Source organism: uncultured Flavobacterium sp. (genome assembly GCF_963975005.1).
Taxonomy (GTDB): domain Bacteria; phylum Bacteroidota; class Bacteroidia; order Flavobacteriales; family Flavobacteriaceae; genus Flavobacterium.
This window is the reverse complement of sequence record NZ_CAXBFR010000026.1, coordinates 1-16,756: the sequence shown is the minus strand read 5'-3', so window position 1 is coordinate 16,756 and position 16,756 is coordinate 1. Positions and strand designations below refer to the sequence as shown.

Here is a 16,756-nt window from a genome sequence, read left to right as displayed (position 1 = left end):
AATAGTAATATCTCTTTTTTTCATTCAAAATATTATAAAAATGAAACATTGAAAAAATGATGATAAAAAATGATGTAATAAAAATTTCCAGTAAATTAAACTTTTCGTACAAATCATTATTTAAAAAATATTGAATTCCTAAAACAAACAAACAAAAAGGAATTGCAATTTTAATTATTTTTCTTTGAAATGAATTATTGATTATCTCTAAATAAAAAAAACTTAACAAAATAAACTGAAAAATAAAATAATAATGAGAGAGGTACAGATTATTTTGTCCAATACTACTTAAATAACTTGTAAAAAATTGTATTATAATCATTACAAATAAATAAAAAGTAAAAATATAATGAGATTTAGGCATCTTTTTATTCAATTTGATAGCAAACAAAATAAAATTAATGCCTAGTAATAAATGCCCTATATATATAATAATTTTTAGCAAAATATTTACAAACTAATAAATGGAACTTTTTGATTACATACGTTTGGACATGGTTCTGAAAAGTCATAAATAAACCAACCTTTTGAATCGTCAATCATATCATTACCATTAGCATCTACACCAACAATCATTAAGTGCGGCTCATTATTTTCATCAATTCCTATATAAGATCTTACATTCACAACTCCTTCTTCGGCAAGCACTTGAGTTACATCAGTTCCAGGAATTAAAAAAGCTTTTAGTTGATTTTCACTTAAATAAGTTACTGCATTTTCTTTCCATGTTGCAGCCCATTCTTGTGCTGTTTCAAGCGTAATTGTGTCTTTTGCCATAATATAGTTTTAGATTTATTAAATATCTAAAACAAAAATAGTATTAATATTGAATAAAGAATTAATTAAAGTTAAAAACAGTTGTTTTTACGGGTATACTCGTTATTAAATACTATTACTTTAGCAAAGTAGTAGAATTGTTAATAATATCTAATGTTTTCAATTTTGAAACTAATATATATAGTGATTTTATAATTGTAAATCAATTAGGTCAAACAGTTAAAAGTTTTAAAGTATATAGAACAGCTCAAAACACAATTAATGTAGATAATATGGCACATGGTATATATTTTATAAAAGGAACTAATGGAACTCAAATAAGTTCTCAGAGAGTAATAATTAAAAAATAATCATAAATTGAAAATATTTAAAACTAAATACTAGCAATTTTAATTTTAATTTAGAAAAAAACTAATTAGAAAGAGGTTTCAAAAATTTGAAACCTCTTTCTTTATATGGGTAATTTTCAAATAACTATTTTAGAAAGGAACATCTGAATCGTCATCATCATCATCATTATTAAAATTACTTCCAAACGCTTCATTAGCTGAAGGTAATTTGGGAGTTGCAAATGGATTTTGTTGATCATCTAAATTCATTTTTGAAGGCAAATCGGCAAAAGGAGAACTAAAGTCATCCAAGTTATCAAACTTACCAAGGTTTCCTATAAATTTAAGTCTAACGTTATCCAATCCACCATTTCTATGTTTTGCAACAATAAATTCGGCTTGACCTTGTGTTGGTGAACGTTCTTCATCATCCCATTCATCAATTTTATAATATTCTGGACGATAAATGAAGGATACAATATCGGCATCTTGCTCAATAGCTCCAGATTCACGAAGGTCAGAAAGCAAAGGCCTTTTACTAGAACCACGTGTTTCAACAGCACGAGAAAGTTGAGAAAGTGCAATAACTGGAATAGCTAATTCTTTTGCTAAAGCTTTTAGATTTCGGGAAATTGTTGAAATTTCTTGTTCCCGATTTCCACCTCCTTTTCCATTTCCACCAGCAGTCATTAATTGCAAATAATCAACAACAATTAATTTAATTCCGTATTGCGAGGCTAATCGTCTTGCTTTTGCACGTAAATCGAAAATTGATAAAGAAGGAGTATCATCTATATATAAAGGAGCTTTTTCTAAATTTTTTACTTTGATAGAAAGTTGTTCCCATTCGTGTTTTTCTAATTTTCCTGTTCTTAATTTTTCAGAAGACAATCCAGTTTCAGAAGAAATTAAACGTGTAATTAACTGAACAGATGACATCTCTAATGAAAAGAAAGCAACAGGTTTACCATAATCAATAGCCATATTACGAGCCATTGAAAGCGTAAAGGCTGTTTTACCCATACCAGGACGAGCAGCCACAATAATTAAATCGGAAGGTTGCCATCCAGAAGTCAGTTTATCCAAGGCATGAAAACCAGTCGGAACCCCACTCAATCCCTCTTTTCCTGCAATTTCTTCAATTCGTTTTTTTGCTTGAATTACTAAACTTTGAGCCGTTTCTGAACTACGTTTAATGTTTCCTTGTGTAACTTCATATAATTTTGATTCAGCTCTATCTAGTAAATCAAATACATCTGTAGTTTCATCATAAGATTCTTCGATGATTTCGCTTGAAATTTTTATCAAACTACGTTGAATAAATTTTTGCAAAATAATTCTTGAGTGAAATTCGATATGTGCAGAAGAAGAAACTTTTTGCGTTAATTGAATTAAGTAAAAATCTCCACCCGCTAAATCTAATTTAGCATTTTTACGCAATTGAGCAGAAACTGTTAATAGATCGATTGGTTGTGTATCATTAAATAATTCAACAATAGCTTCAAAAATATGTTTATGAGATTCTTTATAGAAAGCTTCGGCTTGCAAAATATCGATAACCTCATCAACACCTTTTTTATCAATCATCATTGCTCCAAGAACTGCTTCTTCAAGGTCTAAAACTTGAGGTGGCAATTTTCCTTTTTCAAGATTTATAATCGTAGTTTTATCTACTTTATAAGGGTTTATATTTTTGACGTTTTCCATAATGCTAAGGTAACTCAAATCGTTCAAAAACGAAATTTGACTTTTAAAAAAAGAATGTTAGTAAATAAAATTTTCTGTTAACAACGTATAAAAAAAATCCGCCAGTTATTGAAAAAGACGGATTTAGCTAAAAAGTAAGAAATTGGGTTGTTAATCTCTATATTCCCCCATATTACTGTATTTATCCATTCTTTGAGCTACTAAATCTTTTGTTGATAACTCTTTCAATTCATCAAAAGCTTTTAGTATATATTTTTTTACTGATGCAAAAGTTGTAACTCGATCATAATGTGCTCCACCCAGTGGTTCTGGTATAATATCGTCAATTAACTTTTGTTTTTTCATATCAAATGAAGTTAGTTTAAGAGCTTCAGCTGCTATTTCTTTGTATTCCCAGCTTCTCCATAAGATTGACGAACAAGATTCAGGTGAAATTACAGAATACCAAGTATTTTCTAACATATATACTTTATTTCCAACGCCTATTCCTAATGCACCACCCGAAGCACCTTCACCAACAATAACTGTTATAATTGGCACTTGAAGTCGACACATTTCAAAAATATTACGAGCAATTGCTTCACCTTGACCTCTTTCTTCAGCTTCTAATCCTGGATAAGCACCTGGAGTATCAATTAATGTTACAACTGGTATTCCGAATTTTTCAGCCATTTTCATTAATCGTAAGGCTTTTCTATACCCTTCTGGGTTAGCCATTCCGAAATTTCTGTATTGACGTGTTTTGGTGTTATATCCTTTTTGTTGACCAATGATCATAAACGATTGACCTCCTATTTTCCCTAAACCACCAACCATAGCTTTATCATCCTTTACACCTCTATCTCCAAAAAGTTCTAAGAAAGTTCCTTCTGTTAAGGCATTAATGTGGTCCATTGTATATGGACGATTTGGATGACGCGAAAGCTGAACACGTTGCCAAGCTGTAAGGTTTTTATATATATCTTTCTTCGTTTCGTCTAATTTCTTCTGAATTTGCTTGCAGGTAGTTGATACATCTACATCAGATTCTTCTCCAATTACCATACATTTATCTAACTGATCTTCAAGTTCTTTTATTGGTAATTCAAAATCTAAATATTCCATATATGGTTTATGTTTAGTTTATTTTTGTAAATACAAATATAAAATTTTTATAACTTTTATCTAACTTAAATTTAATTAGTTTTTAACTTTTTTCTATTCTTAACTATTCCATTTGCTATAACTGTTAAAAGAATTATAGCAGCACCAACATAAAAAAGTGAGTTCATGTGTTCTGAATCCTTAAAAATAAATAAAGCTAAAATTATTCCGTAAACAGGTTCTAAGTTTACGGTTAACATTACTGTAAAAGGACTTAAAAATTTCATTACTTTTATGGAAGCAGAGAAAGCATATGCCGTACAAATTGAGGCTAATATTAACAACCAAATCAAATCTTCAAATGACAATTGAAAAAATGAGGCTGAAAATTTTTCTGTTGCTAATAAATATAAACTTAAAAAGAAAACGCCACTTGACAATTCGTAAAAGGAAATAACATTAGCATCATATATCTTAGCATATTTACTATTAATAACTGAAAATAATGCCGATAAAAAAGCAGAGATAATCGCCAAAATAATGCCTAATTTATGATTTGTTTCAGCGTTAAATATAATAGAAATTCCAATCACAGCAAAGAGTCCAAAAGCAACTTCATACCAAATAACTTTTCGTTTATAAAAAACAGGCTCAATTAGTGATGCAAAAAAAGCTCCAGTAGACAAACAAGCTAATGTTATGGAAATATTTGAAACTTTAATAGCTTGATAAAAAGTGTACCAATGCGCTGCAATTATTATTCCTGAAACAATAAATCCCATTAACACATTAAAAGGCACTTTAATACTATCTTTTTTATATATTAAAAATCCAACAATAAAAAGTGCTCCAAAAAACATTCGAAACCAAACTAAATCTAAAGCTTCTAAAGAAATTAGCTTTCCAAAAATGGCTGTAAATCCCCAAATAAATACAATTACATGTAAATGAAGGTAGTTTTTTAGTTTATCGTTTAGCATTTCGAAGTAAATAAACAGCTAAAATTCCAAAAACGATATTAGGAATCCAAACGGCTAATAAAGGTGAAAAACTAGATTTTTCTGCAATAGTTCCAAATACTTTATCAAAGAAAATAAATGTGAAAGCTATGATTATTCCAATGGCTAAATTTACACCCATTCCTCCTCTTCGCTTCATCGCAGAAACAGCAACTGCAATTATAGTCAATATAAAAGCTGAAATTGGTAAACTGTACTTTTTGTAAAGTACAACCAAATAAGTATTAATGTTAGAATTTCCTCTAAGCGTTTCTTTATCTATAAAATCATTAATTTCGGAAATCGACATAGTTTCTGCAGCGTAAATAACTGGCGTTAAATCATCGGGCTCGAAATTATATTTTTGACTTTTCTTTTCATATGATTCTAAGATATCGTTTAATTTGCCAATAGTTCTTTTTTTATAATTATAAAGGGTATAACTATTAGTCTTTTCATTGTATTTAATTCTACTGGCTGTTACTTTATATTGCATTTTATTGCCAATACATTTTTCAAAGGTAAAATTGAATCCTGTTTTTCTTATGTAATCATAATTACTTACATAAATATATTCACTAATATTATCTTCATTCTTAATTTGACGATAAATATCATTTGTTTCTCTAGTTTGACTATTTCCTTTTAAATTGGTGTATCTAAAATCATTAAACCCTTTACTTGCCATAGGCACAAGAAAAAAGCCCATCAATAATGCGAATATGGAAACTATTGATGCTCCTACAATATAAGGTCTTAAGAAACGGTTAAACGAAATTCCAGAACTTAGTATAGCAATGATTTCAGTATTATTAGCTAATTTTGAAGTAAACCATATAACTGATAAAAAAAGAAAAATTGGGAACAATAAATTAGCAAAATAAACTGTAAAATCACCATAATAGATTAATATCTCTTTTATAGGGATTTTATTTTCAATCATTTTATTTACTTTCTCAGAGACATCAATGACAATTCCAATAGGAATAAACATTAATAACATTACTGAAAATGTACCTAAATATCGTTTTAATATGTATTTATCAATTATTTTCATATAGTTATAAACGTTGGTTCATTTGAATAACCATTTTATCTTTCCATTCTCTAAAAGTTCCAGCAATAATTTGTCTTCTTGCTTCACGAACTAACCACATGTAAAATCCTAGATTATGAATTGTAGCAATTTGTTTTCCTAAATATTCATTTGCTGCAAACAAGTGACGAAGATATGCTTTTGTATATTCTGTATCCACAAATGTGTGTCCCATTTCATCAATAGGAGAAAAATCAGCTTCCCACTTTTTATTTTTTATATTTATTGAACCAAATGCCGTAAACAACATTCCGTTTCTTGCGTTACGTGTTGGCATTACGCAATCGAACATATCAATTCCTAAAGCTATATTTTCTAGAATATTAATAGGAGTACCAACACCCATTAAATATCTTGGTTTATCTTCTGGTAGAATTGCAGTAACGATTTCAGTCATTGCATACATTTCTTCAGCTGGTTCACCCACTGACAATCCTCCAATAGCATTTCCTTGTGCTCCAGCATTTGCAATATATTCTGCCGATTGTTGTCTTAAATCTTTGTATGTACTTCCTTGAACAATTGGAAAAAAAGTTTGTTCATACCCATATTTAAATGGCAAATTGTCCAAATGCGAAATACATCTATCCAACCAACGATGTGTCATATGCATAGAACGTTTAGCATAACGATAATCACAAGGATATGGAGTACATTCATCAAAAGCCATAATAATATCAGCTCCAATAGTTCTCTGAATTTCCATTACATTTTCAGGTGAAAAAAAATGATAAGAACCATCAATATGTGATTTAAACTTTACGCCTTCTTCTTTAATTTTTCTATTTGAAGAAAGTGAATAGACTTGATAACCTCCTGAATCAGTTAAAATATTTCTATCCCAATTCATAAATTTATGCAATCCACCAGCCTTTTCTAAAATTTCAGTTTGCGGACGCAAATATAAATGATAAGTATTTCCAAGAATAATATCTGGATTAATATCGTTTTTCAATTCACGTTGATGAACTCCTTTAACGGAAGCTACTGTTCCAACAGGCATAAATATTGGTGTTTCAATTACACCATGATCTGTTGTTAATTTTCCTGCTCTTGCCTGACTTTTGGGGTCTTTCGTAATTAAATCGAACTTCATATAAAAATTTTACTGGGCAAATATAATTGTTTTCCAAACGTTGCCTTAGCTTTTAAACTATTATTTAACATAGAAAAAAGTAATTTTTATGAAAATTGTGGAACATTTTACGAAAACATTACAACATTATTTGTACTTAAAAACATAACTTTATAAAACAAATAATTAAATTCAAAATCATGAAAAATAAAAAAAACCCAAAAGAAGCTGAAATTAAATCAAGATTAGATGCTATGAACTATCCAGCATCTGAAGATATTTATAATAATGATAAAGAAGAGAGACAAATCAATCCAGAGGATCTTTCAAAAACAAAGTCAACGGATACTACTCCCGGAAAAATGAATGAAAAATCATTTGACAATGTTAAAACTGGAGTTGATTTAGATGTTCCAGGTGCAGAATTAGACGATGCACAAGAAAATATCGGAAGTGAAGATGAAGAAAACAATTATTACAGTGAAGCTGATACAAAATAGAAAGGACGCATCCTTTTAAAAATTAAATTTAATATAATAAGGTATCTTACTTCGGTAAGGTTCTTTTTTGTAGATAACTTTTGAAAAGTCGCATTTTGTTAGTAGAAATAAATCGCAATAAACTGCTTATATTTGTACTTTCAAATTTTAAAAACAAAATGAAACCAAACACACAACGACTACACGATTTAACTACACAAGTTAGAAGAGACATTCTTAGAATGGTACATGCTGTAAATTCGGGTCACCCAGGAGGTTCTCTTGGCTGTACAGAATTTTTAGTTTGTCTTTACCAAAACTTAATGGAAAGAAAAGAAGGTTTTGACATGGACGGAATGAATGAAGATTTATTCTTTCTTTCTAACGGTCACATTTCTCCTGTTTTTTATAGCGTTTTAGCCAGAAGCGGTTATTTTCCTGTAAAAGAATTAGCAACTTTTAGATTATTAAACTCTAGATTACAAGGTCATCCAACTACGCACGAAGGTTTACCTGGAGTTCGTATTGCTTCTGGATCACTTGGACAAGGTTTATCAGTAGCACTTGGAGCTGCTCAAGCTAAAAAATTGAATAACGACTCAAATTTAGTTTACACTTTACATGGTGATGGTGAATTGCAAGAAGGTCAAAACTGGGAAGCAATTATGTATGCATCTGCTAAAAAAGTAGACAATATTATTGCTACAATTGACCTTAACGGAAAGCAAATAGATGGAACTACAGATGAAGTTTTACCAATGGGAAGTATAAGAGCCAAATTTGAAGCTTTTGGATGGGACGTTTTAGACATCACAGAAGGAAACAATATTGAAGCTATTCTAAACGGAATGACAGAAGCTAAAGCTAAAACCGGAAAAGGAAAACCAGTTTGTGTACTTTTACATACAGAAATGGGTAACGGTGTAGATTTTATGATGCACACACATGCTTGGCACGGAAAAGCACCAAATGATGAACAATTAGCAAATGCACTAGGTCAAAATACTGAAACTTTAGGAGATTATTAATTATATATGAAAAAAATATTTATTGTTATATTTTTATTTATAATAAGCATTAATTTTGCTCAAAAAAACTATACTTTTAATTATTACACCGAATACTTATCAACTAACAAAGTAAATGATTCGATTATTAATATAATTTATAGTGACTCTTTAGATAGTTCATATAAACTATACATATTTACTCATAACAATATTATTAAAGGAGCTTCGCTTTCTGATGAAAATAGTCAAAAAAGCTATTCTTTTAATGTTAACGATATAAATATTAATAATTTTGAAATAAGCAAACATTTAAAAGAATACACTACTGGATCATATTATGTTCAAGACATTGAGTTTTTATTTAAAGTTCATTGTCCAAGATATAAAAATTATAATAAAGTGATTGAAGTTGAAAATGAAATTAACAAAACAACATTTAGTTTTTTTTACAATAAAAGAAAAAAAAAGTGTCATACAAAGGTAGTTGTTGAATCAATTAATTCTTCAATTACAAAAAATCAACCTTTAAATTTTGGTCATGGTACATTCTGTTTTAAATGCATGAAATACAATTTTTATCCTAGAATCGTTAAAAATTTGACATTATATATTAATGACAAACAACAAGAAAAATTTGAATTACTAAATATAAACACAACTAATTTTAGTATAAATATAGAATAGATGAAAAAATATACAAATACAGGAAATAAAGATACACGTTCAGGTTTTGGTGCTGGTTTAACAGAACTAGGTCAAAAAAATGAAAATGTTGTAGCACTTTGTGCAGACTTAATCGGTTCATTAAAAATGGACGATTTCAAAAAAAATCATCCAGAACGTTTCTTTCAAATCGGAATTGCAGAAGCAAATATGATTGGAATTGCAGCTGGATTAACCATTGGAGGAAAAATTCCATTTACCGGAACATTTGCTAACTTTTCTACTGGAAGAGTTTATGATCAAATTCGTCAATCGGTTGCCTATTCAGATAAAAATGTAAAAATTTGTGCTTCTCACGCTGGTTTAACACTAGGAGAAGATGGAGCAACACATCAAATATTAGAAGACATTGGTTTAATGAAGATGCTACCTGGAATGACTGTTATCAATACTTGTGATTACAATCAAACCAAAGCTGCTACTTTGGCAATTGCTGATCATCATGGACCCGTTTATTTGCGTTTTGGTCGTCCAAGTGTTGCTAACTTTACACTAGAAAACGGAGAATTTATTATTGGAAAAGCTGTTATGCTTAGCGAAGGTACTGACGTTACAATTATTGCAACAGGACATTTAGTTTGGGAAGCTTTAATTGCTGCTGAAAAGCTAGAAGAAAGAGGTATTTCTGCTGAAGTCATCAATATTCATACTATTAAACCTTTAGATGAAGAAGCAATTCTAAATTCAGTTGCTAAAACAGGTTGTGTTGTAACTGCAGAAGAGCATAATATATTAGGTGGTTTAGGAGAAAGTGTTTCTAGAACTTTAGTATCAAACAACCCAGTTCCTCAAGAATTTGTAGCTGTTAATGACAGTTTTGGTGAAAGTGGAACACCAGACCAATTAATGGAAAAATACAAATTGAATAATGAAGCAATCATAAATGCTGCCATTAAAGCAGTTTCAAGAAAATAAATTTATAATTATTTAATAGACAAAAAAACCAATTCGTTCGAATTGGTTTTTTTTTATAAACTATTTTTTGTAATTTAATTACACTTTACTAAATGTCTTCTAACTCTAGTCGGAGTAAAATAATCACCGGTGCAACTTGGTATTCCTTTTGTTTCATCATAAGGAGTTAAAGGATCGTCTGTTGCAGCACCATTAAAAGGATAGTATCCTTTTTTTGTTACATTATTTTCAATATGAGTAAACTTAACCTCTTCTTTAGTCAAAATACCATCATTATCATCATCAACATCCAAGTAATCTGGTACTCCATCTGCATCAGTATCTAGTAATGTCCCATCTGACGCATAATATTCATATACAGATAAAACTCTATCACTATCATGATCTATATGTTTTTGATTAATCAATTTAAAATTAAAAATCAAACAGGAATATTGAGGAATAACTCCTATTGAGCCATTATAATATGCAAATGATGAAGGTAAAAACATTACACCAGCACCAAAATTTTGATATGAAACTGTTCCATTAGGATTCTCAACTGAAGTTCCAGATTTAAATTGAGGTACAATTTCTCCCCAACCCGGAATAACATCTTGTAACATAAACCAAACAGGGTTCTCAGCACTATCAAAAGTAGTATTATCAGCATCGGTTAGAGTTGCTTTATAAGAAACAAAGGCTGAATCAACTTTAATAGGACTTTCACCAATACCTTCATTTAATACAAGATAATATAATTTATATGTTAAATCATTTCTATCAACCATTTTAAAAGCAAGATTTGGCATATCTTTAATAGGAGTTTCTGTCCCTCCTTCTTGGATTTCGGTAAAAGTTGTATTATAATCACCATCAACTGTTACAAAATGAGTTGCTAAAAAATCATCTATTGTAGCTTCATCAATAGGGTATTGCTCTGAGAAGGCCTTTGCAGGCTCAGCAGTTATAGAATCATCTTTTGGACAGCCCACAAAAAAAGTAGCTAATACTAGTAAGCATAAAACTTTTAAAATATTCTTCATTCTTTTTCTTTTTTATTGAGGTGCAAGATACAATTTTGATTTATTTTTGTATAATAATTAACATTCATTTTTGAATAATCATGCGAATTGACAAATACCTTTGGTGCATTAGATATTATAAAACCCGAAATATAGCCACAGAAGCTATAAAAAAAGGGCATATTTCTGTAAATAATCAAACTGCAAAACCATCAAGAGAAGTTTATGCTTCTGACAAAATTATTTTAAGAAAAGACCAAATTAATTATCAAATTACTGTTTTGGATATTCCTCAAAATCGTGTCGGTGCAAAATTGGTTGACATGTATAGAAAAGATGAAACCCCAAAAGAAGCTTTTGAACATTTGGCTTTATTAAAATTATCAAAAGATCACTATAGAGCTAAAGGAGAAGGAAGACCTACTAAAAAAGACCGTAGAGAAATAGATGATTATATTTGGGAAGAAAAAGATGATGATGACAAAAAAGATGAATAAAGAATATTGGGAAGAAAGATATATTAGCAATGAAATTGGTTGGGATGTTGGCAAAATAACAACTCCATTAAAAGAATATATTGATCAAATTGAAAATAAAGCGTTAAAAATTTTAATTCCTGGTGCAGGAATCGGACATGAATTTGATTATTTGATTGAAAAAGGATTTACCAACATTACTGTAATAGATATTGCCGAGCAACCCTTAGAATCTCTAAAGAAAAGAAAACCAAAACACATAAAAAGCTTTATTCAGGCAGATTTTTTTGATGTAGATAAAACTTTTGATTTAGTAATTGAACAAACATTTTTTTGTGCATTAAATCCAGAATTGAGAACAAAATATGTAACACAAATGCATTCTTTACTAAAAGAAAATGGAAAATTAGCAGGATTATTTTTTGACTTTCCACTTACTGAAGTTGGTCCACCCTTTGGAGGTTCAGAAGAAGAATATTTAACTTTGTTTTCAGAAAAATTCAAGATACGAAAATTAGAAAGAGCATATAATTCCATAAAACCACGAAAAGATAGAGAACTCTTTTTTATCTTTGAGAAAAAATAAATCACAATGCAAAATATAATATTAAATAAAGAAGAAATTCAGCACAAAACTAAACGTATAGCTTATCAAATTTATGAAACTTTTGTAGATGAAAAAGAAGTAGTTTTAGCTGGAATAAGCTCTAATGGTTATATTTTTGCTAATAAAATCGCAGAAGAATTAGAAAAAATATCTCCTATTAAAATCACTATGTGTGAAGTTTTTATCAATAAAACGAAACCACAAGACACTATCAAAACATCTATTCCGAAAGAAGAATATAGCAATAAAGGCTTAGTTCTTATAGATGATGTTTTAAACTCAGGCACAACGCTTATTTATGGTGTTAAGCATTTTTTAGAAGTGCCTTTAAACAAATTTAAAACAGCTGTTTTAGTAGATAGAAATCACAAAAAATATCCTGTAAAAGCAGATTTTAAAGGTATTTCACTTTCAACATCATTACAAGAACACATTCAGGTTGTCTTTGAAAAAGACGATATGTATGTATATTTAAATTAATTGAAGAATTTCTTTAACTATTTCTTTTTTAGATTTTCCGTCAACGACTACAGTTAATTTTGAATTTTGATAATAATAATTCCTATCAAAAAGATGTTTTGCAACATATTCTTGTAACTCATCTTCTGTTAAATTCTTAAGTAGTGGTCTTTTTTCTCTTTTTTTTTTTAACCTATCTGTTAAATTTTCAATACTAGCTTTCAAGTAAATTGAAATAATGTCTTCTTTTTGTAAAAAAAGATGATTATTGGCATAACAAGCTGTTCCTCCCCCTAAACTTAAAATAAAATTTTCTTCTTTTTCAATAAAATCTTTAAATAATTGATGCTCAATTTTTCTAAAATAGACTTCTCCTCTCTCTTTAAAAATTGAAGAAATTGAAGAATTCTCGCTTTTTTCGATAATTTCATCTAAATCAAAACAAGGAATTCTTGTTTTTTTTGAAAGTTTTTTGGATAAAGATGTCTTTCCTACACCCATATAACCTAATAATATTATTTTCATATTTTCATTAATTCGTTACAAAACAAGCATTTATAAAAAATGACATAAAAAAATACAAATTTATAACAAATTCTTCTTGGTTTTTAAATAATAGGCTTTATATTTGCACCCGCATTCAGGAAATAAAAAATGACTTGGTAGCTCAGTTGGTAGAGCACATCACTTTTAATGATGGGGTCCTGGGTTCGAGCCCCAGCCAGGTCACAAAAAACAAAAAAAGTTAAGCACAACGCTTAACTTTTTTTGTTTTAGGCCATGTGGAGAAACGGTAGACTCGCCATCTTGAGGGGGTGGTGCTCGCAAGGGCGTGAGGGTTCAAATCCCTCCATGGTCACATTCATAAAGATAAATAAATTATTTTGTTTATCTTTTTTTTGTTTTTATTGCACAAACTATTTTTTTTTTACTACTTTTGTTTAACAAAATAACAATAACAATGAACAGTGTAAAAAATATTTTTAGTATTAAAGACTTTGAAAACCTTTCGGGTATAAAAGCGCACACTATTAGGATTTGGGAAAAGAGATATAACATTCTAGAACCTATGCGAACTGATACAAATATTCGTTGTTATGATATTAAAAACTTACAAAAACTATTAAACATTGTTGTACTGCATAATTACGGTTATAAAATCTCTAAAATTGCCTTACTAACACCTGAGGAAATTCCACTAAAAGTTAAAGAGATTATTTCTGAAAAGAGTGCTAAAATTCATGCCATAAAATCTTTTAAGTTGGCAATGATGAATTTTGATCACACATTGTTCTTTAATACTTATGATGAGCTACTAAAAGACAAAACGTTTAAAGAAGTATTTCACGAAGTTTTTATTCCTTTAATGGAAGAATTAGGCTACTTATGGCAGACGGATACAATTTCTCCGGCACACGAGCATTTTATAACTTACCTGATTAAACAAAAACTTTTAAGCATAACTGAACAAATTCAAAGTAGACCTCCCACAAAAACGGACAGAGTTTATGTGTTATACCTTCCTTCAAATGAAATTCATGAATTAGGACTTATGTACTTAAATTACGAATTGTTAGACAATGGCTATCATACCATTTATCTTGGAGAAAGTGTTCCCATAGAAAGTTTAGTTGATTTAAAAAATTATTTTGAAAAAATAACTTTTGTTGGCTATATGACTGTTGAACCAACTGTTGAAAATCTCCCTCAATATATTGAAAAAATAGAGGAAGATTTATTAAAAGACACTAACCACGAATTAATGTTATTAGGAAGATTAACTGCAGAAATAAACCTATCTAAGCTTACTGAAAAAGTTAAAGTATTTAGTTCTATTTCTGATTGCATGATAAGTTTATAAAATGAATAAAAAAATAGCTATAATTGGTTCTGGATTTTCATCATTAGCTGCAGCTTGTTATCTAGCTCAAAAAGGCAATGATGTTACTGTTTACGAAAAAAATGACTCTATTGGAGGCAGAGCAAGGCAGTTAAAAAAAGAAGGTTTCACATTTGACATGGGACCATCTTGGTATTGGATGCCAGATGTATTCGAGAGTTTTTTTGCAGATTTCAATAAAAAACCATCAGATTATTATCATTTAACAAAATTATCACCAGCCTACAAAGTGTTTTTTGGCATAGATGACTTTATTTTAATTTCAGATAATTTATCAGAAATAGTAAATACATTTGAAAGTATAGAAGTTGGTAGCGGTGAAAAATTAGAGAATTTTATTAAAAACGCTCAAAAAAATTATGAAATTGCAATAAAAAAATTAGTTTATAGACCAGGAGAAAGTATAGGTGAACTAATTACAGTAGAAACAGCAGCTAAAATTGATCAATTCTTCTCAAACATAAGTAGAGATGTTAGAAAACAATTTAAAAATGAAAAATTAATACAAGTATTAGAATTTCCTGTGTTATTTTTAGGAGCAAAACCATCTAAAACTCCGTCTTTTTATAGTTTTATGAATTTTGCAGATTTTGGGCTTGGAACATGGCAACCTACAAATGGATTTTATGATGTGGTATTGGGAATGACAAAGTTAGCAACAGAATTAGGTGTTACTTTTAAAACTAATGCAAATATTGAAAAAATAATTGTACAAAATAATTTTACTAAAGGGTTAGTTTGTAATGGTAATACTGAAGAATCGGATATAATATTATCGGGTGCAGACTATCATCATACAGAAACATTGTTAGATATAGAATATCGTCAGTATTCAGAAAAGTATTGGTCAAATAAGACATTTGCACCTTCTTCATTGCTTTTTTATGTGGGTTTTGATAAGAAAATTAAAAATGTAGAGCACCATAATTTATTTTTTGATGTTAATTTCAATAAACATGCAGAAGAAATTTATGATAACCCAAAATGGCCAACAGAGCCTTTATTTTATGCAAATTTCACTTCGATAACAAATGAAAAAACTGCACCAGAAGGTTGTGAAAATGGTTTTTTCCTTATACCAATAGCTCCAGGAATTGAGGACACCGAAGAGTTAAGAGAATTATATTTTAATAAGATTATAGATCGTTTCGAAAAACTAACTAATCAAGATGTCAGAAAAAGTATTATCTTTAAGGATTCATTTTGTGTAAACGATTTTATCAAAGATTACAATTCTTACAAAGGAAATGCTTACGGAATGGCAAATACGCTTTTACAAACAGCATTTTTAAGACCAAAATTGAAAAGTCAAAAAGTCAAAAATTTATATTTTACTGGACAATTAACAGTTCCTGGTCCTGGAGTTCCTCCAGCATTAATTTCAGGTAAATTAGTATCCGATTTAATAGAAAAATATCAATAAGTATGAAGTCTCTATTTGACAAAGTTTCTAATGAATGTAGTGTAAAAGTAACTAAAGCTTACAGTACTTCTTTTTCGAGTGCTGTAAAAATGCTTGCACCTTGCATTAGACAAGATATATATAACATTTACGGTTTTGTTCGCTTTGCTGATGAAATTGTAGATTCGTTTCATGAGTATGACAAAGAATTTTTATTTGCTAAATTTGAACAAGATTTAGCTGATGCACTTCAACATAAAATAAGTTTAAATCCGATTTTGAATTCATTTCAACATACTGTGAATATGCATAATATTCCACAAGAAATGATTGATGCTTTTATGAAAAGTATGAAATTAGATTTAACTAAAAGCGAATACACAACTACAGAAGAATATAACGAATATATTTATGGCTCTGCGGATGTAGTTGGGTTAATGTGTTTGAAAGTTTTTGTAAAAGGGAACGATGAAAAGTACAATGAACTAAAAGATTCTGCAATGCGATTAGGTTCAGCGTTTCAAAAGGTAAATTTCTTAAGAGATTTAAAAGCTGATTTTGAAGATTTAAGCAGAACCTATTTTCCAAATACAGATTTGAATCATTTAGATGAAAAATCGAAACAAGAAATTATTGACGACATCGAAAGTGATTTTGAAGCCGCTTATGAAGGAATTAAAAACTTACCTTTGGAAGCGAAATTCGGAGTTTATACT

19 protein-coding genes and 2 tRNA genes are annotated in these 16,756 nt (G+C 29.3%); 13 read left to right on the top strand and 8 right to left on the bottom strand.

The features are described from left to right. Positions 1-450: 450 nt before the first annotated feature. Positions 451-777 carry a hypothetical protein gene (locus AACZ53_RS05070; RefSeq protein ID WP_339835334.1) on the bottom strand — a complete coding sequence of 109 codons (327 nt, stop codon included), beginning with the start codon at positions 775-777 and terminating at the stop codon, positions 451-453. A gap of 137 nt (positions 778-914) precedes the next feature. Here AACZ53_RS05070 and AACZ53_RS05065 point away from each other — a divergent pair, with 137 nt between their 5' ends. Further along, positions 915-1,127 (top strand): T9SS type A sorting domain-containing protein, encoded by a 213-nt coding sequence (locus tag AACZ53_RS05065; protein ID WP_339835331.1) that lies wholly within the window; start codon positions 915-917, stop codon positions 1,125-1,127. A gap of 129 nt (positions 1,128-1,256) precedes the next feature. On the opposite strand, the gene dnaB is transcribed toward AACZ53_RS05065, so the two are convergent. The 5 genes from dnaB to tgt all read right to left on the bottom strand — a co-directional run bounded on the left by dnaB (position 1,257) and on the right by tgt (position 7,086). After that, positions 1,257-2,813, bottom strand: coding sequence for a replicative DNA helicase (gene dnaB, locus AACZ53_RS05060; protein WP_339835328.1), 1,557 nt, complete (start codon positions 2,811-2,813; stop codon positions 1,257-1,259). Between the two features lie 150 nt (positions 2,814-2,963). Continuing rightward, positions 2,964-3,917 carry an acetyl-CoA carboxylase carboxyltransferase subunit alpha gene (locus AACZ53_RS05055; RefSeq protein ID WP_339835325.1) on the bottom strand — a complete coding sequence of 318 codons (954 nt, stop codon included), beginning with the start codon at positions 3,915-3,917 and terminating at the stop codon, positions 2,964-2,966. Positions 3,918-3,988: 71 nt separating this feature from the next. Continuing rightward, positions 3,989-4,876 (bottom strand): DMT family transporter, encoded by an 888-nt coding sequence (locus tag AACZ53_RS05050; RefSeq protein ID WP_339835323.1) that lies wholly within the window; start codon positions 4,874-4,876, stop codon positions 3,989-3,991. Next, positions 4,863-5,951, bottom strand: coding sequence for an LptF/LptG family permease (locus tag AACZ53_RS05045; RefSeq protein ID WP_339835320.1), 1,089 nt, complete (start codon positions 5,949-5,951; stop codon positions 4,863-4,865). Before AACZ53_RS05045 ends, AACZ53_RS05050 begins: the two co-directional genes overlap by 14 nt. 4 nt (positions 5,952-5,955) lie before the next feature. Continuing rightward, a complete protein-coding gene (gene tgt / locus AACZ53_RS05040) occupies positions 5,956-7,086 on the bottom strand; it encodes a tRNA guanosine(34) transglycosylase Tgt (RefSeq protein WP_339835317.1) in 1,131 nt (376 codons plus the stop codon). A 179-nt stretch (positions 7,087-7,265) separates the two neighbouring features. On the opposite strand from tgt, the gene AACZ53_RS05035 reads away from it, so the two are divergent. From AACZ53_RS05035 to AACZ53_RS05020, 4 genes are all read left to right on the top strand, one after another. Continuing rightward, positions 7,266-7,565: a hypothetical protein gene (locus AACZ53_RS05035; protein ID WP_339835314.1), complete on the top strand. Its 300-nt coding sequence runs from the start codon at positions 7,266-7,268 to the stop codon at positions 7,563-7,565. A gap of 158 nt (positions 7,566-7,723) precedes the next feature. After that, complete coding sequence (locus AACZ53_RS05030; RefSeq protein ID WP_339835311.1) at positions 7,724-8,572, top strand: transketolase; 849 nt, start codon at positions 7,724-7,726, stop codon at positions 8,570-8,572. Positions 8,573-8,578: 6 nt separating this feature from the next. Next, the gene (locus AACZ53_RS05025; protein ID WP_339835307.1) at positions 8,579-9,238 is read left to right on the top strand and encodes a hypothetical protein; all 660 of its coding nucleotides are present in this window, start codon (positions 8,579-8,581) and stop codon (positions 9,236-9,238) included. Further along, a complete protein-coding gene (locus tag AACZ53_RS05020) occupies positions 9,239-10,192 on the top strand; it encodes a transketolase C-terminal domain-containing protein (protein ID WP_339835304.1) in 954 nt (317 codons plus the stop codon). A 74-nt stretch (positions 10,193-10,266) separates the two neighbouring features. On the opposite strand, the gene AACZ53_RS05015 is transcribed toward AACZ53_RS05020, so the two are convergent. Further along, positions 10,267-11,217, bottom strand: coding sequence for an FKBP-type peptidyl-prolyl cis-trans isomerase (locus tag AACZ53_RS05015; RefSeq protein WP_339835302.1), 951 nt, complete (start codon positions 11,215-11,217; stop codon positions 10,267-10,269). A gap of 80 nt (positions 11,218-11,297) precedes the next feature. On the opposite strand from AACZ53_RS05015, the gene AACZ53_RS05010 reads away from it, so the two are divergent. Genes AACZ53_RS05010 through AACZ53_RS05000 form a run of 3 tightly spaced genes read left to right on the top strand, consistent with a single transcriptional unit; the run spans position 11,298 to position 12,759 of the window. After that, a complete protein-coding gene (locus AACZ53_RS05010) occupies positions 11,298-11,693 on the top strand; it encodes an RNA-binding S4 domain-containing protein (protein ID WP_339835299.1) in 396 nt (131 codons plus the stop codon). Next, complete coding sequence (locus AACZ53_RS05005; protein ID WP_339835297.1) at positions 11,686-12,258, top strand: methyltransferase domain-containing protein; 573 nt, start codon at positions 11,686-11,688, stop codon at positions 12,256-12,258. The genes AACZ53_RS05010 and AACZ53_RS05005 overlap by 8 nt, the downstream gene beginning before the upstream one ends. A 6-nt stretch (positions 12,259-12,264) precedes the next feature. Continuing rightward, entirely contained in the window at positions 12,265-12,759 is a 495-nt protein-coding gene (locus tag AACZ53_RS05000; RefSeq protein WP_339835295.1) for a phosphoribosyltransferase family protein, read from the top strand. On the opposite strand, the gene AACZ53_RS04995 is transcribed toward AACZ53_RS05000, so the two are convergent. Then, positions 12,751-13,263, bottom strand: coding sequence for a shikimate kinase (locus AACZ53_RS04995; protein WP_339835292.1), 513 nt, complete (start codon positions 13,261-13,263; stop codon positions 12,751-12,753). The two genes, AACZ53_RS05000 and AACZ53_RS04995, sit on opposite strands and share 9 nt — an antisense overlap. Positions 13,264-13,394: 131 nt before the next feature. Here AACZ53_RS04995 and AACZ53_RS04990 point away from each other — a divergent pair. From AACZ53_RS04990 to AACZ53_RS04970, 5 genes are all read left to right on the top strand, one after another. Next, a tRNA-Lys gene (locus tag AACZ53_RS04990) sits at positions 13,395-13,467 on the top strand. A gap of 47 nt (positions 13,468-13,514) precedes the next feature. Next, positions 13,515-13,597, top strand: a tRNA-Leu gene (locus AACZ53_RS04985). A 102-nt stretch (positions 13,598-13,699) separates the two neighbouring features. Next, positions 13,700-14,599: a MerR family transcriptional regulator gene (locus AACZ53_RS04980; protein WP_339835289.1), complete on the top strand. Its 900-nt coding sequence runs from the start codon at positions 13,700-13,702 to the stop codon at positions 14,597-14,599. 1 nt (position 14,600) lies between these two features. Then, positions 14,601-16,061 (top strand): oleate hydratase, encoded by a 1,461-nt coding sequence (locus AACZ53_RS04975; RefSeq protein WP_339835287.1) that lies wholly within the window; start codon positions 14,601-14,603, stop codon positions 16,059-16,061. A 2-nt stretch (positions 16,062-16,063) separates the two neighbouring features. Next, positions 16,064-16,756: phytoene/squalene synthase family protein (locus tag AACZ53_RS04970; protein ID WP_339835285.1), on the top strand; the 693-nt coding region annotated here is incomplete at its 3' end.